The organism is Clostridium sp. 1001271st1 H5, from assembly GCF_005845215.1.
Classification (GTDB): domain Bacteria; phylum Bacillota; class Clostridia; order Lachnospirales; family Lachnospiraceae; genus Enterocloster.
Genome location: NZ_SPHO01000004.1, coordinates 203415 through 225882, shown reverse-complemented (window position 1 = coordinate 225882; position 22468 = coordinate 203415). Strand labels below are relative to the sequence as shown.

The 22468-nt window shown below is 51.5% G+C and carries 23 protein-coding genes; 16 read left to right on the top strand and 7 right to left on the bottom strand.

The window, feature by feature from the left end; genetic code table 11:
• The first annotated feature begins 28 nt into the window (after positions 1-28).
• From FGS84_RS07860 to FGS84_RS07850, 3 genes are read left to right on the top strand one after another with little or no spacing between them, the layout of a single operon-like run.
• On the top strand, positions 29-637 hold the full coding sequence (locus FGS84_RS07860; RefSeq protein WP_243129907.1) for an acyl-CoA reductase: 609 nt from the start codon (positions 29-31) through the stop codon (positions 635-637).
• A 52-nt stretch (positions 638-689) separates the two neighbouring features.
• Complete coding sequence (locus FGS84_RS07855) at positions 690-1145, top strand: GNAT family N-acetyltransferase (RefSeq protein ID WP_138307312.1); 456 nt, start codon at positions 690-692, stop codon at positions 1143-1145.
• Positions 1146-1192: 47 nt separating this feature from the next.
• Positions 1193-1870: an acetyltransferase gene (locus tag FGS84_RS07850; protein ID WP_243129906.1), complete on the top strand. Its 678-nt coding sequence runs from the start codon at positions 1193-1195 to the stop codon at positions 1868-1870.
• 59 nt (positions 1871-1929) lie between these two features.
• Here FGS84_RS07850 and FGS84_RS07845 read toward each other — a convergent pair whose 3' ends face one another.
• The 3 genes from FGS84_RS07845 to FGS84_RS07835 are packed head-to-tail and all read right to left on the bottom strand — an operon-like array spanning position 1930 to position 3489.
• A complete protein-coding gene (locus FGS84_RS07845) occupies positions 1930-2670 on the bottom strand; it encodes a hypothetical protein (protein WP_138307310.1) in 741 nt (246 codons plus the stop codon).
• Entirely contained in the window at positions 2645-3139 is a 495-nt protein-coding gene (locus FGS84_RS07840; RefSeq protein WP_138307308.1) for an RNA polymerase sigma factor, read from the bottom strand. The genes FGS84_RS07845 and FGS84_RS07840 overlap by 26 nt, the downstream gene beginning before the upstream one ends.
• A gap of 44 nt (positions 3140-3183) precedes the next feature.
• On the bottom strand, positions 3184-3489 hold the full coding sequence (locus FGS84_RS07835; protein ID WP_138307306.1) for a hypothetical protein: 306 nt from the start codon (positions 3487-3489) through the stop codon (positions 3184-3186).
• A 198-nt stretch (positions 3490-3687) separates the two neighbouring features.
• On the opposite strand from FGS84_RS07835, the gene FGS84_RS07830 reads away from it, so the two are divergent.
• The 9 genes from FGS84_RS07830 (at position 3688) to pepT (ending at position 12594) form a co-directional block, all read left to right on the top strand.
• The gene (locus FGS84_RS07830; RefSeq protein WP_138307304.1) at positions 3688-4221 is read left to right on the top strand and encodes a Holliday junction resolvase RecU; all 534 of its coding nucleotides are present in this window, start codon (positions 3688-3690) and stop codon (positions 4219-4221) included.
• Between the two features lie 114 nt (positions 4222-4335).
• Positions 4336-5601, top strand: a complete 1266-nt coding sequence (hisZ, locus tag FGS84_RS07825) for an ATP phosphoribosyltransferase regulatory subunit (protein WP_138307302.1) — start codon at positions 4336-4338, stop codon at positions 5599-5601.
• A gap of 23 nt (positions 5602-5624) precedes the next feature.
• Positions 5625-6278 (top strand): ATP phosphoribosyltransferase, encoded by a 654-nt coding sequence (gene hisG / locus FGS84_RS07820; RefSeq protein ID WP_138307300.1) that lies wholly within the window; start codon positions 5625-5627, stop codon positions 6276-6278.
• 22 nt (positions 6279-6300) lie between these two features.
• Positions 6301-7593, top strand: coding sequence for a histidinol dehydrogenase (gene hisD, locus FGS84_RS07815; RefSeq protein ID WP_138307299.1), 1293 nt, complete (start codon positions 6301-6303; stop codon positions 7591-7593).
• Between the two features lie 15 nt (positions 7594-7608).
• Positions 7609-8196 (top strand): imidazoleglycerol-phosphate dehydratase HisB, encoded by a 588-nt coding sequence (gene hisB, locus FGS84_RS07810; RefSeq protein WP_138307296.1) that lies wholly within the window; start codon positions 7609-7611, stop codon positions 8194-8196.
• Between the two features lie 10 nt (positions 8197-8206).
• Positions 8207-9199: a hypothetical protein gene (locus tag FGS84_RS07805; RefSeq protein ID WP_207739878.1), complete on the top strand. Its 993-nt coding sequence runs from the start codon at positions 8207-8209 to the stop codon at positions 9197-9199.
• Between the two features lie 12 nt (positions 9200-9211).
• Positions 9212-9931, top strand: coding sequence for a 1-(5-phosphoribosyl)-5-[(5-phosphoribosylamino)methylideneamino]imidazole-4-carboxamide isomerase (hisA, locus tag FGS84_RS07800; protein ID WP_138307292.1), 720 nt, complete (start codon positions 9212-9214; stop codon positions 9929-9931).
• Positions 9932-9957: 26 nt separating this feature from the next.
• A complete protein-coding gene (gene hisIE / locus FGS84_RS07795; RefSeq protein ID WP_138307290.1) occupies positions 9958-11271 on the top strand; it encodes a bifunctional phosphoribosyl-AMP cyclohydrolase/phosphoribosyl-ATP diphosphatase HisIE in 1314 nt (437 codons plus the stop codon).
• A gap of 84 nt (positions 11272-11355) precedes the next feature.
• On the top strand, positions 11356-12594 hold the full coding sequence (pepT, locus tag FGS84_RS07790) for a peptidase T (protein WP_138307288.1): 1239 nt from the start codon (positions 11356-11358) through the stop codon (positions 12592-12594).
• A gap of 134 nt (positions 12595-12728) precedes the next feature.
• On the opposite strand, the gene FGS84_RS07785 is transcribed toward pepT, so the two are convergent.
• The 3 genes from FGS84_RS07785 to FGS84_RS07775 are packed head-to-tail and all read right to left on the bottom strand — an operon-like array spanning position 12729 to position 14494.
• On the bottom strand, positions 12729-13229 hold the full coding sequence (locus FGS84_RS07785) for a hypothetical protein (RefSeq protein WP_138307286.1): 501 nt from the start codon (positions 13227-13229) through the stop codon (positions 12729-12731).
• Entirely contained in the window at positions 13222-14181 is a 960-nt protein-coding gene (locus FGS84_RS07780) for a DUF1700 domain-containing protein (RefSeq protein WP_138307284.1), read from the bottom strand. Before FGS84_RS07780 ends, FGS84_RS07785 begins: the two co-directional genes overlap by 8 nt.
• Positions 14174-14494 (bottom strand): PadR family transcriptional regulator, encoded by a 321-nt coding sequence (locus tag FGS84_RS07775; RefSeq protein ID WP_138307282.1) that lies wholly within the window; start codon positions 14492-14494, stop codon positions 14174-14176. The genes FGS84_RS07780 and FGS84_RS07775 overlap by 8 nt, the downstream gene beginning before the upstream one ends.
• A 167-nt stretch (positions 14495-14661) precedes the next feature.
• Here FGS84_RS07775 and FGS84_RS07770 point away from each other — a divergent pair, with 167 nt between their 5' ends.
• A complete protein-coding gene (locus FGS84_RS07770; protein WP_138307280.1) occupies positions 14662-16749 on the top strand; it encodes an EAL domain-containing protein in 2088 nt (695 codons plus the stop codon).
• A gap of 79 nt (positions 16750-16828) precedes the next feature.
• Positions 16829-20299: an ATP-binding protein gene (locus FGS84_RS07765; protein WP_138307279.1), complete on the top strand. Its 3471-nt coding sequence runs from the start codon at positions 16829-16831 to the stop codon at positions 20297-20299.
• 68 nt (positions 20300-20367) lie between these two features.
• On the opposite strand, the gene FGS84_RS07760 is transcribed toward FGS84_RS07765, so the two are convergent.
• Positions 20368-20802 carry a MarR family transcriptional regulator gene (locus FGS84_RS07760; protein ID WP_138307277.1) on the bottom strand — a complete coding sequence of 145 codons (435 nt, stop codon included), beginning with the start codon at positions 20800-20802 and terminating at the stop codon, positions 20368-20370.
• A gap of 227 nt (positions 20803-21029) precedes the next feature.
• On the opposite strand from FGS84_RS07760, the gene FGS84_RS07755 reads away from it, so the two are divergent.
• Complete coding sequence (locus FGS84_RS07755; protein ID WP_243129905.1) at positions 21030-22079, top strand: FUSC family protein; 1050 nt, start codon at positions 21030-21032, stop codon at positions 22077-22079.
• A 98-nt stretch (positions 22080-22177) separates the two neighbouring features.
• Positions 22178-22423 (top strand): hypothetical protein, encoded by a 246-nt coding sequence (locus FGS84_RS07750; protein ID WP_243129904.1) that lies wholly within the window; start codon positions 22178-22180, stop codon positions 22421-22423.
• Positions 22424-22468: the final 45 nt, after the last annotated feature.

The following is a 22468-nucleotide window of genomic DNA, read 5'->3' as shown; positions in this document are numbered from 1 at the left end:
GCGCACTGGAATGGGATGGGGAGGATATATGGCACAGCATGAAATCATGAAGGGCAGGTACAGCAGATACAGACTGTTCTGGACAAAGGATATTTATGACAGACAGGGGACCGGACGCCTGTTTCTGTCAGCAGTCAGGGATAACTGTGACTCTCCGGTACTGCGCGGTGACTCCCCGGTACTGTGCGCGGACTCCCCTGTACTGCGCGCGGACTCCCGGGCTGCCGCCGTGAACATGTCAGAGGCAGCACTGGCATTGGAACAATATAATGACAGCCTGGAACGGATTGTGTATGGGAAAAAGGAGGAACGAAAGCTGTACCTGGGAAACGGATGCAGCCTTACAGCCTGCAAAGACCATGAGCTGGAGCTCTCACCCATGTTTGGCAACTGTCTGGTAAAGCGTCTGCCGGAGGGAACGGTGTTTGGCTGCTTAAGGCGCCATAAGGGATATCTCCAGACGGCAGGTCTGATTTGCAGGGAGGACAGACGGCCTGCGCTTATGAACCTATTGGCATCCAGCGGCGTTGGGCGTATCACCAGGGCGGGTACCATGTCGTCACCGTTTGCAGGAGAGGCACACGATGGGGAATATGCCCTGAGAAGATATGTAAGATTTGTCAGTCAGGAACAATGACAGCGTGTATGGAAACCATAGAAGCGGCTATGGGACATAAAGGAGGAGTCATATGGCATTGGAGTATCGCTTTGCCGTCAGGGATGATTTGGATTTTCTTGTCCGGATGCGGATAAGGGATTTAAAGATGTTTTCCCAGTGTGAGGCAGGAACGGAATTGGAGGAATCCATACGGGGGTTTTACGGGAATAAAATGAAGGAAAATGCCTGTCATACACTTTTGGGATATTCAGGAAAAGAGCTGGCCGCCACGGCCACCCTGTACTTTTACGATGTGCTGCCGTCCAATGAGAATCCCAGGGGACGTGTGGGACAGATTACCAATGTGTGGGTGGATGAGGCATTTCGCTGTCAGGGCATTGCCACACGGATGGTGGAGAGACTGATGGAAAAGGCCGGGAAAGAGGCTGGAATGGTATGTCTGAATTCCTCCGAACAGGCTCTGGGGATGTACAGGAGGATGGGATTTTCGGCTAAAGAGAGGTACCTGGTTTACTATTTTAACTGATGGTGTATAAGTGTTCGCGATGGGGATGGAGAACCGGAGGACAGAATATGGGGAATGAGGATAGAAAGGACAGGGAAAATGACCAGCCAATGAAACGGCTGCTTATATGGGGAGCGGGCGACCAGGGAATTGTGACCCTGGATTGCGCGTTGGCCATGAAGAGATACAGCTGTATTGATTTCATGGAATTAAAGGAAAAGGGACACCGTCCCATTCCGGGCTCCCGGATATTCAGGGAAGAAGGGAATTTGTGGGATGTCATGAAATCCTATGATGAGGTAATCGTTGCCACGGGCAGCAATGATTTGCGTGAGAAGAAAATTTCCAGGCTTAAGTCCCTGGGTATTCCGCTGGCTGTAATCATTCATCCAACGGCAGTTATAAGTCCTCTTTCCAGAATAGAAAAGGGCTGTACCATACATGCCGCTGCCGTGATAAATGCATGTGCATCCATAGGAACAGGCTGCATCATAAATACCCAGGCTGATATTGAACACGACTGTGCGGTGGAGGACTATGTAAACGTCTGTCCCAAGGTGTCCATGGCAGGTCACACCATTGTGGGGAGAAAAACATTTCTGGGCATCGGATGCACAATCATAGATGGAATTAGGATTGGAATGGAGGCCACTGTGGGGGCAGGGGCCGTGGTGGTGCGGGATGTACCCGACTATGCGGTGGTGGCGGGTGTTCCTGCAAAGGATATAAGAAAATCTGCAGATTGAAACAATGAGTACAGATTTGCACCGGATGCAGGTAACGGCTATGAATTATGAAACTGGCTTTAATGGTGATGATGCTCCTTTTGGTGGCAACCGGTATCCCGGCAGCCCGTTTCACTGCCGAAAGATTCTGTGTGCCCCTTTATCTCCTTCATGGATTTATCCTTAAATTCATCCAGCGTAGCCTGGGGGTCCGCGGTAAGGAGTTCCTGAATGGCATAATACTTGCCCAGAGACATTCCGTGCTGGTGGGCTTCCTCGCACATATGGCTGTCCACGCTTGCATACTCTGCCTGTACGCCGTGGCACTGCATTAAGGCCGTGTCCACGCATTCCTGAAGGCTTGAGAGCATCTGGTGGTTGCCGTCTTTTGTCTCCAGGGTGATGGATACAAGGGCGCCGTTCTTCAGATACTGCTGCATGGCATCGCTGCCCAGCAGAAGCGCCAGCGCTTCTTCGTATTCCAGATGTTTAAGCGAAAGAGACCGGAGGACGGTGTCGCTCTCCTCCCCGTAAGTGGTCTGGTCCACCACCTTACCCCAGCGGTTAATGTCCAGCTCAATGCTGGGATTCACATCAATGCTGATGACGGCTGCTTCTGTGTAGTACAGGCTGTAGCCGCCCAGGCCGCTGGTGGCAAAGAGCAGAAAACAGGCAAGAGATACGGCCCACTTCATTTTGCGGGAGGCCGGTTTTCTGCTGCGGCACATGTGTTTTAGCACATAGTCACAGGTTTGTTCCTTCAACATTTCATTACAGGCAACTGTATCAAATGCATCATGTATATTCTGTTTCACCCTCATCACCTCCCAGCATTTTTTTAAGCTCGGCTTTCGCTCTTGACAGATGTGTATATATGGTATTGACGTTTTTATGTAGGATACCAGCAATCTCCACAGCTGAATAGCCCTGGTAATAATGCAGATAGACAATGATTCTGTATTTACCGGGCAGCTTCATCACGGATTCCAGCACATGGGACAGGTCCGGCCGCTCCGTGTCAGCCATGGACATGGCTTCTTCCAGGGAGCAGGTGTGTGTCCGGAAGAAGCTGCGCAGCAAATCTTTGCACCGGTTCACGGACACCCGGATCAGCCATGCTTTTTTATGTTCTTCAGAATCAAAGGGTTCAGAAAAAAGGGCGTATTTCAAAAACACATCCTGAAACACGTCCTCTGTGTCACTTTCATTTTTCATATAGACAAAGCAGATATGTTTTACCATATCCGCGTATTGTCCAATTGTCTGCTCTACATCTGATTCCTGCCGCATAGCTGCTCCATGTGTCTGATACTGCCCATTGCAGTACTTTTTTCCTATCTGTGATGCGAACCGCAGCCGCGTCCGCGTCCGCCATGATGCCCGTTTCCGCTGTGGCAGCCGTATCCTGAGGCGCCGGAGGGAGATGTGCGCCCATGGTTCCCGTCCGGGCATACCCAGTCTCCGTCCTCGGTCCAGTGGCCGTCACAGTCACCATGTTCGTGGCTCCTGCAGTATTCATAATCCGTACAATCCGCATATCCTCTGGGACAGGTCCAGTCAGCGCCCCATGCAAGGCTGCTTCCTGCTGCGGTTAACAGGATGCCTGTGGCTGCTGCTGTCATTATAGTTCTGATTTTCATGTATTTCAATCTCCTTTTTTAATTGGTTCATTACTAATACGATTGGCAGGGGAGAATCCTTTCAACTATTTGAAATCCTTTTTAAATATTTTTCCGGCCGGGCAATACGCTTGTGAAAGTTCCGTGATTTTGATATACTTACCTAATGTACAGGCTTTAGACATACAATCTGAAATACATAAAAAGGAATGAAATGACATGGGTACCTGGAATTCCAGAGGCTTAAGGGGGTCCACCCTTGAAGATTTGATTAACCACACCAACGATATGTACAGGGAGAAGAAGCTGGCGCTGATACAGAAGATACCGACTCCCATTACTCCCATAGAAATTGATAAATCCAGCCGCCACATCACCCTGGCCTATTTTGACCAGAAGAGTACAGTGGACTATATCGGGGCTGTACAGGGGATTCCGGTGTGTTTTGATGCAAAGGAATGCGCGGTAAAGACATTTCCTCTTCAGAACATCCATCCCCACCAGATTGAGTTCATGCGGGAATTTAAGGAACAGGGCGGCATTGCATTTATTATTCTCTATTTTACCGGCCTGGACGAGATATATTATCTGCCTTTTGAGCAGATAGAAGGATTCTGGAAGCGGATGGAGGACGGGGGGAGAAAGAGCTTTACCTACGATGAGGTGGACAAGAGCTGGCGGGTCCGTTCCCACGCAGGCTTTCTGGTACACTATCTGGAGGAAATACAAAAAGACCTGGAAAAATCTGATTGACAGCCCCATGAATTTCTTCTATAATGGAACAATCACGTTAATGAATTAGCACTTTACCATAGGAAAGTAAACAAGGGTGAAAGTGGACGAAAAAGCATAAAGGCAGGGAACGGGATGGCAGGGAATAATCGGTTGATTCATACGCCGGAGGGCGTAAAGGACAGTTATAACGGGGAATGCAGGAAGAAGCTGGCAGTTCAGGAAAAGATTCTGGATACCTTTTACCTGTACGGATATGAGCATATCCAGACTCCGAGTTTTGAATATTTTGATATTTTCAGCAAGGACAGGGGAAGCGTGCCGGACAGGGAGATGTTTAAGTTCTTTGACAGGGATAACAACACCCTGGTGCTGAGGCCGGATATGACACCGGCTGTTGCCCGCTGCGTTGCCAAGTATTTTATGGACGATGATATGCCCTTGCGGCTGTGCTATCTGGAACGCACCTTTAAGAATAACAGCAGCTACCAGGGACGCCTTAAGGAACGGGCCGAAACAGGGGCTGAGCTGATAGGGGATGATTCCGAGGACGCGGATGCCGAGATGATAGCCATGGTCATTGACAGCTTAAGGCAGGCAGGACTTAAGGAGTTCCAGGTGGAACTGGGACAGGTGGCATTTTACAGGAGCCTTCTTAAGGAGGCCGGACTGGAAGAGGATGTGGAGGAGGAGCTGAACCAGTACATTGAAAATAAAAACTATTTTGCTGTGGAGGGGCTGCTTAAGAACCAGCCCATGGACGAGGGGCTTAAACAGGCATTTCTGAAGCTGCCGGAACTGTTTGGCTCCCTGGAGCAGATGCAGGAGGCAAAGAAGCTTACCTCCAATCCCGCAGCCCTGGCTGCCATTGAGAGGCTGGAGAAGGTCCACTCCATTCTGGAGAGCAGGGGGCTGGAAGCCTATGTGTCCTACGACCTGGGTATGCTCAGCAAATACCAGTATTATACGGGAATCATTTTCAAGGCCTATACCTATGGAACCGGGGATTATATTGTCACCGGAGGCCGGTATGACAAGCTGCTGGTGCAGTTTGGGAAGGATACGCCCGCGGTGGGATTTGTGATTGTGGTGGACCAGCTGATGGCAGCCCTTTCCAGGCAGCAGATTGATGTTCCGGTGACGCTGGTGAATACGGTGATACTCTATGAGACATCGGCCAGGGACCAGGCCCTGTGGCTGGGCAGCTATTTCAGGGACAGGGGGATGGCTGTCCAGTCCATGAAGAAAAAGGAACTGGTGCCGGTGGAGGATTACAAGGCCATGGCAGTGCAGCGGGGCATGCGCAATGTCCTGTACCTTAAGGGGGATGGGACCACAGTGACAGCCATGGATACGGTGAACGGGAATATGGACCAGATACCCATCACCGCTTACGAGTAAATGCAGGGAGGCCGTGAAGAAAGATGAGATATTTGACCATAGCGCTAGCCAAAGGAAGGCTTGCGAACAAAGCAATGGAGATGTTTGAGGCAATCGGCATTTCCTGCGATGAGATGAAGGATAAGGCGTCCAGAAAGCTTATCTTTGTAAACGAGGACCTGGGAGTCCGGTTTTTCCTTGCAAAGGCCAATGATGTGCCTACATACGTGGAATACGGGGCGGCAGACATCGGCATTGTGGGAAGGGATACCATACTGGAGGAGGGCCGCAAGCTCTACGAGGTTATGGACCTTGGCATGGGAAAGTGCAGGATGTGTGTCTGCGGACCCGAATCAGCCAGGGAACGGCTGGAACACCATGAGCTAATCCGGGTGGCCACCAAGTACCCTAACATAGCAAAGGATTATTTTTACAACCAGAAGTACCAGACCGTGGAAATCATCAAGCTCAACGGCTCCATTGAGCTGGCCCCCATTGTGGGATTGTCCGAGGTAATCGTGGATATCGTGGAGACAGGTTCCACCCTGCGTGAGAACGGGCTTATGGTGCTGGAGGAAGTGTGCAGCCTGTCCGCCAGGATGGTGGTGAACCAGGTGAGCATGAAGACTGAAAATGAACGCATCACGGCCATAATCAAGAAATTCCAGGCATACCTTAAGGAGCATGCAAAGAAGTAAGGAAAACGGAGGAATGTAAGACATGAGAATCGTGACATTAGACAATAAGTCCATGGAAAATATTCTGGCGGACATGTTAAAGCGGGACCCCAATCATTACGACAGCTATACCCAGACCGTCCAGGCCATTGTGGACGATGTGAAGGCCAGGGGAGATGAGGCGCTGTTCGAGTATACAAAGCAGTTTGACGGTGCGTCGCTGGATGCGGACAGCATACGGGTGACACAGGAGGAAATCGATGAGGCCATGAAACAGGTGGAGCCGGACCTTTTGAACGTCATGGAGAGGTCCATGGACAATATCCGCCGTTATCACGAAAAACAGAGGCAGAACAGCTGGTTTGATGCCCAGCCCGACGGTACCATCCTGGGCCAGAAGGTGACTGCCTTAGAGAGTGTGGGTGTTTATGTGCCGGGCGGCAAGGCGGCTTATCCGTCCTCTGTTCTGATGAACATTATCCCGGCCGGGGTGGCGGGAGTGAAGCGCATCGCCATGGTGACGCCGCCGGGAAAGGACGGAAAGGTGAATCCGGTGACCCTGACAGCGGCCCACATGGCAGGGGCCACAGAGGTCTATAAGGCAGGCGGGGCCCAGGCAGTGGCTGCCCTGGCTTTTGGCACGGCCTCCATTCCCAGGGTGAATAAAATCGTGGGTCCGGGCAATATCTTTGTTGCACTGGCAAAAAAGGCTGTCTATGGCCATGTAAGCATTGACAGCATAGCAGGCCCCAGCGAAATCCTGGTGATTGCCGACGACAGCGCCAACCCGCGCTTTGTGGCAGCCGACCTTTTAAGCCAGGCCGAACACGATGAGCTGGCATCCTCCATTCTGGTAACCACCAGCATGGAACTGGCGGTAAAGGTGTCAGATGAGGTGGATGGCTTCCTGAAGGTGCTGTCACGCAGTGATATTATAAGAAAGTCCCTGGAAAATTACGGTTATATCCTGGTGGCCGAATCCATGGAAAAGGCAGTGGAGACAGCCAACAGCATTGCGCCGGAGCACATGGAAATCGTGACCAGAAACCCCTTTGAGGTCATGACCAGGATTCAGAACGCAGGCGCCATCTTTATCGGGGAGTACAGTTCGGAGCCTTTGGGAGATTACTTTGCAGGCCCGAACCACATCCTGCCCACCAACGGGACGGCTAAGTTCTTCTCGCCCCTTGGCGTGGATGATTTCATCAAGAAATCCAGCATCATCTATTATTCCAGGGAGGCCCTTGAGGCGGCCCATAAGGACATAGAGGCATTTGCCGAGTCAGAGCACCTGACAGCCCATGCAAATTCCGTCAGAGTGCGTTTTGAACAGTAGGGAGGTATGACGAATATGGAACGGATTGCATCCATTACCCGGGACACCAATGAGACGCAGATATCCATGACCCTTAACCTGGATGGTTCCGGTAAAGGAAACATAAGCACAGGCATAGGTTTTTTTGACCATATGTTAAACAGCTTTGCCCGCCATGGCTTTTTTGACCTGGAGCTTACGGTCAAAGGAGATTTGGATGTGGATACCCACCACACCATCGAGGATACGGGAATCGTGCTGGGGCAGGCCATCCGCAGAGCAGTGGGGGACAAGAAGGGCATTGTGCGCTACGGCTCCCAAATCCTGCCCATGGATGAATCCCTGGTGCTCTGCGCCCTGGACCTTTGCGGCAGGCCGTACCTGGTTTACGATTTGGTTCTGGACCGGGAAAAGGTGGGGGATTTGGAGACTGAAATGGTACGGGAATTCTTTTACGCTGTCTCCTATGGAGCAGAGATGAACCTTCATTTAAAGCAGCTTTCAGGGAGTAACAACCACCATATCATTGAGGCTGCCTTCAAGGCATTTGCCAAGGCCCTGGACGGCGCGGCTGCGGCGGAACCCCGTCTGTCGGGCGTGCTTTCCACCAAGGGGAGCCTGTAGCGTGGGCGGTATGCCCTCCCTGTCCCGGAAGATGACAATGCTCCGTTATCTGGATATACGGCTCTATGCCCTGGTCCTGTGCCTGATTCTGGGATTGTCGGCGGCATTGTCCGGCTTTTTCCTGGAGAGGGTGGCCGTACAAAATTATGAGGAGGAGCTGGCTGCTCCGGTTCTCTTTGATGTCTCCGGGCCGGAGGGGTACAGCTATGTCCGGCTCCAGTATCTGACAGACAGCTTTGTGGAGCATGTAAAGAGCAAAAAACAGTACTATTTTGGGTTTGATTTCATGTTCCGCCCCTATATTATTTCTATGAAAGGGGAGCTGCCGGAAAATCTGAAGGAGCTGATGGAATACACGTACAGCGATGGTCTTCTGGAGCCGCCGGCCCCTGTGGATGTCTATGGATTTGGGGAACCCATTCAGTCAGAGCTTATGGGATATGCAAGGGAATCCTACAGCCTGATGTGGGAGGAAACCCAGATTCCCATGACCATGGAGGAAATGTCGGGTATTGTTGGAAACTATTATCTGGATGCAGAGCCCAGGACATTTCTGGAGCAGTATCCCATGGGGCTGCTGTTTTATGCGGTACCGGCAGTCCTTCTGGCAGGAGCTGTTTTCTGCGGTATCTTATACCGCAGGAGACTGAAGGGCCAGGACAGGCGGCTGGCAGGGCGTTATGAAGAACTGGCGGAAGCGGACAGGGAGCTGGCAGGAGCCGGAGCGTATATAAAGGGTATGAGGGTATATCTCACGGAACATTTCATCATTTCCGCCTCATATCAGTTTGAGGCAGTGTCCTATGCCCGGCTGCAGCAGGCGGAATACAGCTCAGGCATGGTCATCGGGGTGACAGAGGACGGGATTGCCCATATCCTGGCAGCAGGGCAAAAGTGCAGGACGTATGGAGCCGCGCTTGCCGGGGAGATTAACCGGCGGATTGGGATGCAGGGATGTTCCTTGTCCCCGGAGCATGGAGACATGGAGAAAATAACAGAATAAGAGGAGATTCATATGCAGTTATATCCGGCAATCGATATGAAGAACGGACAGTGTGTCCGGTTAAGACAGGGGGCATTTAAGGATATCACCATATACTCGGACGCCCCGGAAAAGGTGGCTGCTTACTGGCAGGAGAAGGGTGCGTCCTTCCTGCACCTGGTGGACCTGGACGGCGCGCTGGCAGGTTATTCCGTCAATGAGGAGGCCATACGGAGGATTGCGGAAACAATCTCCATCCCCATTGAGCTTGGGGGCGGCATCCGTTCCGGGGAAGCGGTGGAGCGTATGCTGGGCCTTGGGGTCAGGCGTGTTATCATCGGAACCAAGGCAGCGGAACACCCGGAATTCCTCAGGGATATGGTAAAGGAATACGGCGAGGATGCCATTGTGGCCGGGGTGGATGCCAGGGACGGCATGGTGGCCGTGGAGGGATGGGAGAAAGTCAGCGCCCTCACCGCCTCCAGCCTGTGCCTTATCATGAAGGAATATGGCGTCAAGCACATTGTCTATACCGACATATCCAGGGACGGCATGCTGTCAGGCCCCAATGTGGAGGCCACAAGGAAGCTTACAGAGGATACAGGACTTGACATCATAGCCTCCGGCGGGGTATCCTGTATGGAGGATTTAAAACGCCTTCATGAGGCGGGTATCAGGGGAGCCATTATCGGAAAGGCCCTCTATGAGAACCGGATTGACCTTGCCGAGGCCGTGAAGCTTTATGAGGCTTAAGTACCAGAGAAAATGGAGAGATTTAAATGACTGATTGCAAGAAGCTGATTATGGGATTTGGTTACAGGAATGGAAAGACATTTTCCTGGAACGGAAAGCTTGAGTATGAGGGCAGGCTGGAAGACCTTGCCAGGACAGCCTGTGACAATGGGGCGGATGAAATATTTATCTGCGACCGTTCTTTTTCAGATGAGGACCATGAGGCTGTTATCGGCGCTATCAAGGAAACAGCCCGTACTGTGGACGAACCCATACTGGCAGGAGGACGAATCAGGCGTCTGGAGGATGTGAAGAAATATCTCTATGCAGGGGCCAGCGCCGTATTCCTGGATGTGAGCTATGAAGACAATGTGGATATGATGAAGGAGGCAGCGGACCGGTTTGGCAGTGAAAAGATATATGCCTATATGCCGGACCTGTCCTATCTGAACCGGGTGGAGGAATACATTCAGCTGGGTGCATCCGTGATGATATGCAGGGCTTCAGGACCGGTTCCTTCCCTGGCTGAGCTGGGGGAAATCGGCGAGATATCCTGCAGAAGCCTTATTTTCTGCGGCGGGCATGAAAGCGTCCAGGAGATGGCAGGGGATTTGAAGCTGAGCCTGGGCTGTCCCCAGGTGGAAGGCGCTGTGCTGACCCTGGCCGAGGACTCTGTGGACAAGGTGATGGAGCTGAAGCAGATTTTAAAAGGTGCCGGAATTGTCACGGACACCTTTGAGAGCTCTGTGGAATGGAAGGACTTCAAGCTGGGGAGCGGCGGGCTTATGCCTGTCATTGTCCAGGACTATAAGACCATGGAGGTGCTGATGATGGCCTATATGAATGAGGAATCATTCCAGGCCACGCTGGCGTCCGGAAGGATGACCTATTACAGCAGGAGCCGGCAGAAGCTGTGGCTCAAGGGCGAGACAAGCGGTCACTTCCAGTATGTAAAATCCCTGAAGATTGACTGTGATAATGACACCATCCTGGCAACGGTGAAGCAGGTGGGAGCTGCCTGCCATACAGGGAACCGGTCCTGCTTCTTTACCACCCTGGCGGAGAAGGAATATAAGGAAACCAATCCGTTAAAGGTATTTGAGGAGGTATTTGGGGTCATACTGGACCGTAAGGAGCATCCCAAGGAAGGCTCCTACACCAATTATCTGTTTGACAAGGGAATCGATAAAATACTTAAGAAGCTGGGGGAGGAGGCCACGGAAATCGTCATAGCGGCCAAGAATCCCAATCCGGAAGAAATCAAATATGAGATTTCTGATTTTCTCTACCACATGATGGTGCTCATGGCGGACCGCGGCATAACATGGGAGGAAATCACGGAGGAACTGGCAAACCGTTAGCAGCCGGAACAAAGTATGGTTTTGACAGGCTGCGGCGATTTCATAAAAAGGTTAGCAGGAAATAGAGCAGGAGGTAATGGAGAGGTGGCAGAAGTATCGGAGGTTACAGGAAGATTGCTGGAATATGTTTCATATGACACCCAGTCAGAGGATGACAGGGAGTCCATTCCCAGCACGGAGAAGCAGTTTGAACTGGCCCGCAGGCTGGTCCGGGAACTGGAGGAGCTGGGGGCTTCCCAGGTAAGGATGAGTGAGCAGGGATACGTATATGCGTGTATTCCGTCCAATCTGGAGGAGGGAAAGAAAGCGCTGTCCCTGGGCTTTATCGCCCATATGGATACGGCTCCTTCCTTTTCAGGCAGGGATGTGAAGCCTCAGTTCATCCAGGATTATGACGGACAGGACATATGTCTGAACAGGGAACAGGACATATGGATGAGGACCGGGGACTTTCCGGATTTAAAGGAATATAAGGGCAAGACCCTGATTACCACGGATGGGACCACACTGCTGGGAGCAGATGATAAGGCCGGTATTGCAGAAATTATGACCATGGCCTCATATTTTCTTAAGCATCCGGAAGTAAAGCACGGAACAATCTGCATTGGTTTTACGCCGGACGAGGAGGTGGGCCGGGGAGCCGACGGCTTTGATGTGCAGGATTTTGGGGCTGATGTGGCTTACACCGTTGACGGCGGAGCCCTGGGAGAGCTGGAGTATGAAAATTTCAATGCTGCTTCCGCAAGGGTGACGGTCCATGGGGCCAATATCCATCCGGGCACAGCCAAGGGACGTATGAGAAATGCCCTGCTCATGGCTATGGAATTCCAGTCACTGCTTCCGTCAGACCAGAATCCCATGTATACAGAAGGGTATGAGGGATTTTTCCATCTGGACCGGCTGACCGGCTGCGTGGAGGAAGCCAGGATGGATTACATCATCAGGGACCATGACCGGGCTAAGTTTGAGCGCAAGAAAGAATTGTTTGTCCAGGCAGCCGGATTCATGAACCAGAAGTATGGTTCCGGAACCGTGGAGGCAATGGTAAAGGATTCTTATTATAACATGAAAGAGAAGATTGAGCCCCATATGGATTTGATTGACAAGGCCAGGGCATCCATGGAAAAGCTGGGGATTCAGCCCATTGTGGTGCCGATTCGGGGAGGCACGGACGGCGCCAGGCTGTCCTATATGGGACTTCCCTGTCCGAACCTGTGCACAGGAGGCCATAATTTCCATGGAAAGTATGAATTCATTTCGGTTCAGTCCATGGAAAAGATAACAGAGCTTCTCATAGAGATTGCCAGGTCGTTTGCAGAATAGCAGGGAAGACAGGAAGGTTAAATAAGGACGGAAATAAAGACTAAAAATAGAAAGGCCGGAAATGCGGAAGTGTGATTCCGTTTCCAGCCTTTTTATATTGTACTCCCTGCAGTTTGGGGAAGGTTCCCCTTTATTTACCGGAGACGCAGCAGGTCCCTGTCATCCGGATGCACCAGCACCTTTATCTGCGTGATGCCGGAGGGCTCGTAGGAATGCAGCTGTCTGGCCTTTAAATCCTTCAGAAACAGGTCTTTATATCTCATGAAACGTTCAAAGTCATCCGATACATCGTAATATCCGATGGTCACATATTCTCCTTTTGAAAATTCCACATAGGGCCGGATGGCGGCAGCATTATAGGTGACCTGGAAACGGATTGTTCCCCGGGGAACAGATGCATCGGCCACAATATCCTCCTCTGATTCCGGCAGATGGTTCGTCCTGAACATATTCAGAGAAGTATCCTGGCTCATGTCATATTCCAATATATCGGTTTTCATGTCAACAGGCTCCGCATCTGCATTACCCATATAGGCGAAGGATGAGAACTCTGAACATGTCATTCCTGTGCCCAGGCCTGCTGCAAATACGCCTGTGCAGAACAGGGCTATCATAGCTGACTGCAGTTTACGCATGCTGCACCTCCTCTGAAGTATTATGACCGGAAACATCTGAAACAGCCGTGCTCTTTGTGTTCCGGCGAAGCCTTAACAGGCTTATGCACAGAATGGAAAAGGAGCCTCCGCAGAGCACACAGCCAAGGCTGAGCAGGGCAGGACCTGCAAAGGGATAGCCCTGGACCATCCATACCAGAAATACCGCCATTAGATACAATGAGAACAGGGCGAGGCAGCCGCTGAACAATGACAGCATAAAAAGCAGGACGTTCCATGTCCAGCGCAGGCAGAAGAACAAGCACCACACAGCCATGGAAAGACAGGCGGAGAAAAAGACACCCAGTCCGCAGAACATGCTTTTCAGAACCAGCCATATGGATGCCCCGGTGCTCCGGACTGCGTTTCGGACAATACCTCGGCCCCGGCCGGCGTACATGCCATCCTCCTTGCCGGTATCCCGGCCGGTGTTGGGAACAGCGCCCTGGTCAGACCACCGGTCACTCCCCGGAACTGCCAGCTGTCTGGAAAGCCCGTTCTTCTTCCCTGAACTGAAACGGCTTACCATATGAGGCCGGCGGGCCGTAATCCGTGATAAAAAGGTCCGTACCCTCATAAACAGGTCACAGGCATTCCGGCCGCAGGCAGCAGACATTCTATGTAAGAAACGGCCGGCCGCCCTGACAATACCCATAAGGCCGGTCCGTACCTTCCGTACTGCGCCGCCTGCCTTAAACCCGCGGGATACGTCACTGTTTCCGTAATAATGGGGGTTTACATGATAAGCCTCAAGAATCTCTGCAGCCAGCTGGCCCAGTTCCCCAAAATCCCTGATGGCATCCTCCTCGCTGAGGCCGCTTTCCATCTTCATGTCAATATGCTGTGTATATTCCTCCAGGATATCCTGCTGTTCCTTTTCTTCCAGCACAGCCAGATGGTTTTTAAGTTCATCTAAAAATTCCGTCTTATTCATCGTTATGCTCCTTCAAAAATGTACATACTTTCTGCTGGAACTGGTCCCATTCCCGTTCCAGCTCATCCCGGTACAGAATGCCTGCGGCAGTCAGATGGTAATACTTTCTGGGAGGCCCTTCCGTGGATTCCCGCAAATAAGTTTCAAAATAATGCTCATTGGTCAGTCTCTTTAAGAGGGGGTAGATGGTCCCTTCATTGACATCAATGACCTTGGATACTTCCTCTACCAGTTCGTAGCCATACATGTCTCTTTTTCGGACTGATTCCAGTACCACCAGCTCAAGGACCCCCTTTTTAAATTGTGGATTCATGGTCATTAACCCCTCCTTGTGATTACTATATTATACACACTACTATGCATTGTCAAGTACCATAAAAAAATTAATACTTAACTTTTCCTTAACAAATCTTTCCAAAGCCTGTATAATGATAGCATAACTGTTTTTGGGAATCAATGAGACCTCAGGGGAGGGGAGACATGGAGAGAATACGCCAATTTCTCAATAAAAATATCTATATTTTTTCAGTGCGTCAGGGACTTTTGCTGACCATACCGTTTTTGATTCTGGGCTCCTTTTCCATGGTCATCATGCAGTTTCCGCTGAGGGCCTGGCAGGAGCTTTTGCCTAATCTGGCAGGGGGCAGTGTAAAGCTGCTGCTCATGGCCATATACCAGGCTACCTTTGGCTCTCTTTCCTTTATTTTCGCACTAATGATATCGTATTCCTACGGGGAAGATCAGACGGTATATAAGAATACCCACATTTTTTTCCCGGCAGTGGCCCTGTGTGCGTTCATAGCCTTTTCCTATCCGTCAGGCGGTGTGGCTATCTGGGGACCGGAGTGGAGCTTTACCGCCATATGCATTACCCTGCTCAGCTGTTTTCTTCTGACCGGAATCTACCGGTGGGTGGAGGGTTTCCGCCACCTGTACACCATGGGGGTGGCCTATAATTTTAATGCCTCCATGCAGAGCCTGATTCCTGCCGTTGCCACCATTGGCTTGTGCGGCTTTGCCGGACTGGTTCTGAGTCTGGCATTTGACGACGTGAATATCATGAATTTCGGCTCTTACCTGTTTCTTAAGCTGTTCGGCCAGATGGGAAACAGTCTGTTTTCCATGCTTTTATATATTCTTCTGTCCCATGTGCTTTGGTTTTTCGGTATTCATGGGACCAATACACTGGAGGCAGTATCCCGCAGGCTGTTTGAATCAGAGGTAGCTGCCAACCAGGCCATGGCGGCCCAGGGGCTGGTGCCCACCCATGTGTTCAGCAAGACATTTCTGGACACCTTTGTGTTCATCGGGGGCAGCGGATGCGCCCTGTGCATGGTCCTGGCTCTGTTTCTGGCCGCAAGGAAGAAGAATAACCGCAGGCTGGCCAGCCTGTCCCTGCCAGCGGTTGTCTTTAATATCAATGAGCTGGTATTGTTTGGATTTCCCATCATATTCAGCGCGGATATGATTCTGCCTTTTATTCTGACACCCATGGTGCTGTCAGTCATAAGCAGCTTTGCCATGTGGTCCGGGCTGGTGCCGGTGGCATCCAGGAGTGTGGAGTGGACCGTGCCTGTGCTGGCCAGCGGTTACTTGGCAACCGGGAGTGTAACCGGAAGCCTGCTTCAGGCTTTTAATCTGGCGGTGGGGACCCTGATTTACATTCCTTTTATCAGGCATAGCGAGCTGGTCCAGGACCGGGAATTTTTGGGAAAAATCAAGAGGCTGGAATCATCCATGAACGAGGACGAACACTCAGTATGGGTCAGGGATTTCCGCTGGAATACCTACGAAAACCAGCAGACAGCCAAGCTGCTGGCTTCGGACCTGGAGTATGCCCTGTCCAAAGGGGAGCTGGAACTCTACTACCAGCCCCAGGTGAACCGTGACGGTACCCTCTATGGATGCGAGGCGCTTTTGCGGTGGAATTATATGGGCCGGGGCTTTGTGTATCCCCCTCTTATTATTGCATTGGCTGTCCAGGGGGATTTTATCGGCCCGCTGGGCATGTATATTGTGGAGAAGGCCTGCAGGGATATGGCGGCGGCCCGGGCACAATCAGGACACCCTGTATCCTTTTCCGTGAACATACTTCCTCTGGAGCTGGAGGACCCGTCCTTTGCAGACCAGGTTTTGAAGATTCTGGAGGATGCCGGTGTGGAGGGCAGTGATTTGACCATTGAGCTGACCGAGCAGGTGGCATTGAATCCAGGACCTAATCTGGAACGCCAGCTGGAGAAGCTGAGAGAGTCACGTGTCCGCATCAGCATGGATGACTTTGGAATGGGGCATGGTTCCCTTAACTATCTGAATTCATCCCACTACGATGAGGTGAAGATTGACGGTTCCCTGATTCGGCGCCTGCCCGAACATACCCAGACATGCGAGCTGGTGGGCAATATCATGAACATGTCCCGGATTCTGGGAGTCAATACAGTGGCTGAGTGCGTGGAGACACCGGAGCAGATTCAGACTCTGGAACAGCTGGGATGCAGTATTTACCAGGGTTATTATTACAGCAGGCCCCTGCCTTTGGAGGAATTTATTGAATATGTTAAAGGTCTTTAGGGTATACGGGCGGCGGGGCTGACCTGGACTGCAGCCATGGACACAGCAGATAAAATTGATAAGGATATAGGAGTCCTGTATGGAGGAAAAAGGATTTAATATAAATTTATGGTCCGTGATGATATTTGTCCTGATGGCAGTCATCATGGTTCTTTTTGGCGCCAGGATGCAGGAGGCGGACCGTCTGGTGCGCGCGCAGACGCAGATAGAGATGAACCGGAGGATGTGCGAAAAGGAGGGGCAGCGTCTGGCAGATGCATCGGACTATCTGACCAATGAGGCATATCATTTTATTGTCACAGGGGATGAAACACATTTGGAAAATTACTGGAATGAAGCCAGGGAAGCGAGAAACCGGGACAAGGCAGCCGAAACCCTTGGCTCCCTTTCACTGACAGAAGAGGAGCTGGCCCTGGTGGACCGGGCCAAGCATAATTCCGACCGGCTGATGGAGGGAGAGGCGTGGGCCATGAGGCTCAGGGCCGACAGTCTGGGCATGGACCGGGAGCAGATGCCGGAACGCATAAGGGATGTACTGTATGAAAATGGGGAAGAGTCCCTTTCCTCCGCGCAGAAGCAGGAGCTGGCGGCCGGGTATATCTTTGGGAAGGAGTATACCTCTGCCAAGGAGGGAATCAAGAGGGATATTACGTCCTTTCGAAGGCTTTTGCGGGAGCGGAAGGAGGCAGAGCTGGAGGAAACCGTCCGGCGGACAGGGGATAACCTGAGCGCTGCCAGATATCTCATGATAGGGCTGGTCCTTACATTCTGCCTTGAATCCATTTTGTTTTACTGCCTGATTATCCGCCCCTTCTCCCACTACACGCGTACCCTCGGAATGATGGATGGAGAAGGATTTGCCGCCCTTATGCCCATGGGCGCCAGGGAGACAAGGGGATTTGCCAGGGCATTTAACCGGATATACGGGGAGTGGAGGGAGCAGACCAGACGCTTGGAAAAGGAGCAGTACCGGTTTCATGTTGCTTTGGAAAATACGTGCGTGATAGTCTATGAATACGATGTGGACTCCGATACATATTCAGCCTTTGGAAGCCTGGAGGACCTGTCTGAAGCAGGGGACAGGCACCGGCAGGAGTATACCATTGACCGGTTCATGGTCAAACATGTGCTGGATATCATGGGGCAGCCGGGTTTTTCCTATTTCCGTGCCATTTTAGAATGCGGTGCGTGGAGGGAGGCAGAGCTTCAGTTTGATTCCATGACCGGCGGCGGCCGGAAATTCTGGGTAAAGATTACAGGAACCCCGGTTCAGGATGAATCACATAAGGTGACGCGTGTCATTGGAAAGATAACCAACATCCAGTCTGAAAAGGAGAAGGAATTTGCCCTGGAAGATGCCCGCAGCCGGGACGGACTGACCGGGCTTTACAAGCGCGCAGCCGGAATCGGCAAGGTGAGGGAGTACCTGGCCGGTAAATCACCGGATGAGGAATGCGCCCTGATGCTCCTGGATATGGATGGGTTCAGGGACATAAATGAGAAAGAGGGACAGGTGTTTGCAGATGCAATCCTGCAGGATGCCGCGGATGTCCTGAGGACACTTACTGCGCCTGAGGATATTCTTGTGCGTCTGGGCGGAGATGAATTCATGCTGTTTATTGGAAACTGTCCAAGGGACAGGGCCGGCAGCCTGGGGGCGGAACTGGCCGGTAATATCCATGAACTGACAGCCGGATGCAATCCCGACCTGGAGATATCGGCCAGCATCGGAATCTGCATGACCTCGGTGACAGATGAGTACAGCGGCCTTTACCGCTGTGCAGAGAGTACTCTTAAGTATGTAAAGGAGCATGGGAAGGGTCAGGCTGCATTTTACATGGAAACCTCCAATGAGGTGGGGCGGCTGCTGACCCAGATTTACCCTCAGAGCCATACCATTAATAAGATAGACCGGCCTGACGTCATCCGGGAAGACCTTACTGTATTTGCCCTGGACCTGTTGGGTAAGTCCAGGAATCTGGACGATGCCATCCTGCTTCTGCTGGCCAGGGTGGGCAAGGTATGCGGGCTGGACCGGATTCTCATTGTGGAAATGGATTCCGGTTATTTAAGCTGCCGTCCCATGTACCAGTGGATACGCCATCCCTCTGACCGGTTGCCGGAAAAGCCGCGGTATATCACACAGGAGGAATTGGAGGCCATTTACAGGGCGTATGATGCGGACGGGCTGTGCCAGCAGCGCATCATAACCAGCAGAACACATATGGAGAGTATCCTGCATGCGGCTATATGGAATTATGGCCAGTGTGTGGGAGCCATGAGCTTTGAGGTGGCCCAGGCACATTCCTGGACCCAGGCGGAGAGAAGGCTGTTAAGCGAGCTGACCAAAATTATCTCGTCCTTTATACTGAAAGCCAGGGCGGATGCTGTGAGCAGGGCCAAGACGGATTTTCTTTCACGGATGAGCCATGAAATCCGTACTCCCATGAATGCAATTACAGGTATGACCATCATTGCCAAGACAGTTCCTGACAATCCGGCAAAGACCATGGACTGCCTGAATAAAATCGAAGCAGCCAACCGGTATCTGCTGAATCTGATAAACGATGTGCTGGATATGTCCAGGATTGAAAGCGGAAGACTGGAGATTCATCCGGCGCCTGTAAATATTGACCGCATTGTGGAGAACCTGGACTTTCTTATACGCCCACAGGCGTCTGAAAAGGGCATTGGCCTTTGGGTTGACAACCAGTTTGCCATGGGACCGGCTGTATATGCAGATGAATTAAGGTTAAACCAGATACTGGTGAATCTTTTGGGAAATGCAGTCAAGTTCACGGAAAGGGGTGGGACCATTACCCTTAGGATATGGCAGGAGCAGCAATCAGAAAGGGAGACAGTGCTGCATTTTTCCGTGTCTGATACAGGAATCGGCATCAGCCGGGAGGCACAGGGACGTATATTCAATGCCTTTGAGCAGGCAGACAGCGATACGGCTTCCAATTATGGAGGCACGGGTCTGGGGTTGACGATATCCAGCCGTCTGGTACAATTGATGGGAGGAAGCCTGGAAGTGGACAGCCGGCCGGGACAGGGCTCTGTATTCTTCTTTGCCATACCCCTGCCGTATGCACAGAATGAGGAAAAGAAGCTCACGGAACAGGCAGGACAGGATGAGACTGTGTTTCATCCGGAGGGAAAGCGGCTGCTGCTGGCAGAGGACAACGAGATGAACCGGGAGATTGCAAGGGAAATATTGGAGATGAACGGATTTTCAGTCGAGACGGCTGTCAATGGAATGGAGGCAGTGGAACGGTTCGCCGGACAGTGTCCCGGCTACTATGATGCTATCCTCATGGATATCCGTATGCCGGTCATGGATGGAATGGAGGCAGCCCGGAGAATCCGTACCCTTGGCAGGCCGGATTCCAGGACTGTGCCAATTATTGCCATGACAGCCAATGCCTTTGACGAGGATATGAAGAAATCCCTGAGAAACGGCATGGACAGCCATCTCTCCAAGCCCATAGAGGTGGATGTACTGTTAAAGACGCTGGGGCAGTTGATTGGCGCCAGGGAGCATATTTGACCGTGCAGCCCGGCCAGGAGAGCATGTCCGGCCGCATAAGCCCAGTTAGGAGAGCATGTCCGGCCGCATCAGCCCAGCCTGGAAAGTACATCCGACAGTATCAGGACAGCCTGTTCCAGCCTTCCCATATCCTCAGACCCAAGTTCCTGCTCCAGTTTATCCACAAATGAGGTGTCCTTATAAATCGTGTCTGCCATATAATCCTTGGCGCGTTCTGTTACCTCTATGACGATGCAGCGGCGGTCATGTTCCGTGGGAAGCCTTCTCACAAAGTCATGGCTGCACAGGATTTCAATCAGCTTGGTGGCCTGCTGTTTGCTGACATTTAAATGTCGGGTGAGTTCCGTCATGGTCATGGGACCCTTGCGGAGAAGTACCTGCAGACAGAAGTAGGTTTCCAGGCTCATCTTATCCTTCATGAATGCCTTGAAGGGTTTGTCAATTTTATAATGCCAGTAGGGAAACAGACGGAGCAGTTCCTCGGTAAAATTTTTGTTATCCATAAAATCCTCCGGTCCCATCTGTGGTCATCCGCCCGGCAGCCATAAAGCAGGTACAAAGCAGGAGTACAAAGCTGTGCCCCAAAGCTGCCTTATGCGGTCATTGACAAACAGGTGGGATATGATTATAATAATTAGTAAATTAAAGTGGACTATCAATCAAAATGTACTTATGGCTGCTTTCAGTTTACAACATTTTTAAAGCAGAATCAAGAGGAAGAAGGATAAGAATGGCAGAAAATGAAAAGAAAAAGATGACTTTATGGGAACAGGCCGTGGAAAATGCCCTTCGTTTTGCATTTAACCTGGCCTTTGTATTTGTATTCCAATCCATATTTGGTGTTCAGAATGTGCTTCCGGGGGTGGCAATCGGTGTGGGCATGACCATGTTCCCGGATGGGTATATCGGGGTGAAGCCAGTAACCATGGCCGGAATCATCATTGGATTATACTGCGGCTGTGTTCTGGCCGGACAGACCGCATTGATGCCGCCGGCGGCAGCGTTTGGGATTGATTTCCTGTTTGTCCTTCTTATTATGGTCCTGACCTGTGAACCGGCCATGTATAAACCGGCCATCAGTTTCCTGCTGTGCTTTGTATTTGCCCAGTCCACGCCAGTACCGGCAGGGGCATTTCCCATACGTCTGGCAGGCGCGGCGGCAGGAGGCGCAGCGGTAGCGGTTACCACGGTCATAAAATGGTACTGGAACGGACATGGAAAGGACGGACGCAGCTTAAAAGAACAGATACAGCTTTGCACGGTCAGGAAAGGCTATATCCTCAGGATGTCCGTGGGAATAGCGGCAGCCATGTTCATTGGCATGGTACTTCACCTGAAAAAGCCCCTGTGGATCAGCATAGTGGTAATGTCCCTGACACAGCTCCATTACCATGAGACCTTGGAACGCATACGCCACCGTTTCCTGGGAAATGTCCTGGGAATTTTGTTTTTCGTGGTGGTATTCCGCATGCTGGTGCCGGAGAGCTGGGCTTTTGGCATGGTATTGTTTCTGGGATATATCAGTTTTTTTACCTCGGAGTATAAATACAAACAGATAGTCAATGCAGTGTGCGCCATCAATGCTTCCCTGGTGCTGCTGGATACATCCACAGCCATTGAGAACCGGCTGCTCTGTCTGGCTGGCGGAGCAGGGATTGTGCTGATTCTGTATTTTGTGCAGAAGCTTGGAAGGGGTATGATGGGCATGAAGGTTTCCCGGGGCCCTTTGTTATTTAAGGGATATGCCGGGAAAGGAACAGAGAAAGAATGTCACGAATAAATGGAATTCTTTCAAGGGATTTGATATAATGGAGGAGGATTATGTAAAAAACGAATAAGACGCACAGCCGCGAACTGAGGAGAAAGCTGAACAATGCAATGTGGGAAAGGCTCCCGGAAGAGGGAATCGTGCTGGATGACAGCCATGTTGCAGAGTGGCAGTCCACAACCGAACTGCTGCTCAATCCGCTGACCATGAACTGCGGTCAATGCGCCAGATGTCATGGATGGACCACGGACAGGGAGAAACAGGACCCGGTGACAGGACTGTGCAATGGGGCCACTGTGAACGGTGAACTGCTATGTGACGAATGCCTGCCAAAGGGGCACAGATGGGCGTTCTAACGCCTGCTTCGAAATCAGCCAAACAGGCAGCACAATCGACATGGC

Excerpts from the sequence above, each read along its gene's own strand:
- FGS84_RS07835 (WP_138307306.1), bottom strand. The coding sequence starts at position 3,489 with ATGAAAATCAGAACTATAATGACAGCAGCAGCCACAGGCATCCTGTTA.
- FGS84_RS07855 (WP_138307312.1), top strand. The coding sequence starts at position 690 with ATGGCATTGGAGTATCGCTTTGCCGTCAGGGATGATTTGGATTTTCTT.
- FGS84_RS07805 (WP_207739878.1), top strand. The coding sequence starts at position 8,207 with ATGCCCTCCCTGTCCCGGAAGATGACAATGCTCCGTTATCTGGATATA.
- hisD (WP_138307299.1), top strand. The coding sequence starts at position 6,301 with ATGAGAATCGTGACATTAGACAATAAGTCCATGGAAAATATTCTGGCG.
- FGS84_RS07840 (WP_138307308.1), bottom strand. The coding sequence starts at position 3,139 with ATGCGGCAGGAATCAGATGTAGAGCAGACAATTGGACAATACGCGGAT.
- hisB (WP_138307296.1), top strand. The coding sequence starts at position 7,609 with ATGGAACGGATTGCATCCATTACCCGGGACACCAATGAGACGCAGATA.
- FGS84_RS07785 (WP_138307286.1), bottom strand. The coding sequence starts at position 13,229 with ATGCGTAAACTGCAGTCAGCTATGATAGCCCTGTTCTGCACAGGCGTA.
- FGS84_RS07850 (WP_243129906.1), top strand. The coding sequence starts at position 1,193 with ATGGGGAATGAGGATAGAAAGGACAGGGAAAATGACCAGCCAATGAAA.
- FGS84_RS07755 (WP_243129905.1), top strand. The coding sequence starts at position 21,030 with ATGGCAGAAAATGAAAAGAAAAAGATGACTTTATGGGAACAGGCCGTG.
- hisIE (WP_138307290.1), top strand. The coding sequence starts at position 9,958 with ATGACTGATTGCAAGAAGCTGATTATGGGATTTGGTTACAGGAATGGA.
- FGS84_RS07845 (WP_138307310.1), bottom strand. The coding sequence starts at position 2,670 with ATGAGGGTGAAACAGAATATACATGATGCATTTGATACAGTTGCCTGT.
- hisZ (WP_138307302.1), top strand. The coding sequence starts at position 4,336 with ATGGCAGGGAATAATCGGTTGATTCATACGCCGGAGGGCGTAAAGGAC.
- FGS84_RS07760 (WP_138307277.1), bottom strand. The coding sequence starts at position 20,802 with ATGGATAACAAAAATTTTACCGAGGAACTGCTCCGTCTGTTTCCCTAC.
- FGS84_RS07780 (WP_138307284.1), bottom strand. The coding sequence starts at position 14,181 with ATGAATAAGACGGAATTTTTAGATGAACTTAAAAACCATCTGGCTGTG.
- FGS84_RS07830 (WP_138307304.1), top strand. The coding sequence starts at position 3,688 with ATGGGTACCTGGAATTCCAGAGGCTTAAGGGGGTCCACCCTTGAAGAT.
- FGS84_RS07750 (WP_243129904.1), top strand. The coding sequence starts at position 22,178 with ATGTGGGAAAGGCTCCCGGAAGAGGGAATCGTGCTGGATGACAGCCAT.
- FGS84_RS07770 (WP_138307280.1), top strand. The coding sequence starts at position 14,662 with ATGGAGAGAATACGCCAATTTCTCAATAAAAATATCTATATTTTTTCA.
- FGS84_RS07860 (WP_243129907.1), top strand. The coding sequence starts at position 29 with ATGGCACAGCATGAAATCATGAAGGGCAGGTACAGCAGATACAGACTG.
- hisA (WP_138307292.1), top strand. The coding sequence starts at position 9,212 with ATGCAGTTATATCCGGCAATCGATATGAAGAACGGACAGTGTGTCCGG.
- FGS84_RS07765 (WP_138307279.1), top strand. The coding sequence starts at position 16,829 with ATGGAGGAAAAAGGATTTAATATAAATTTATGGTCCGTGATGATATTT.
- FGS84_RS07775 (WP_138307282.1), bottom strand. The coding sequence starts at position 14,494 with ATGAATCCACAATTTAAAAAGGGGGTCCTTGAGCTGGTGGTACTGGAA.
- hisG (WP_138307300.1), top strand. The coding sequence starts at position 5,625 with ATGAGATATTTGACCATAGCGCTAGCCAAAGGAAGGCTTGCGAACAAA.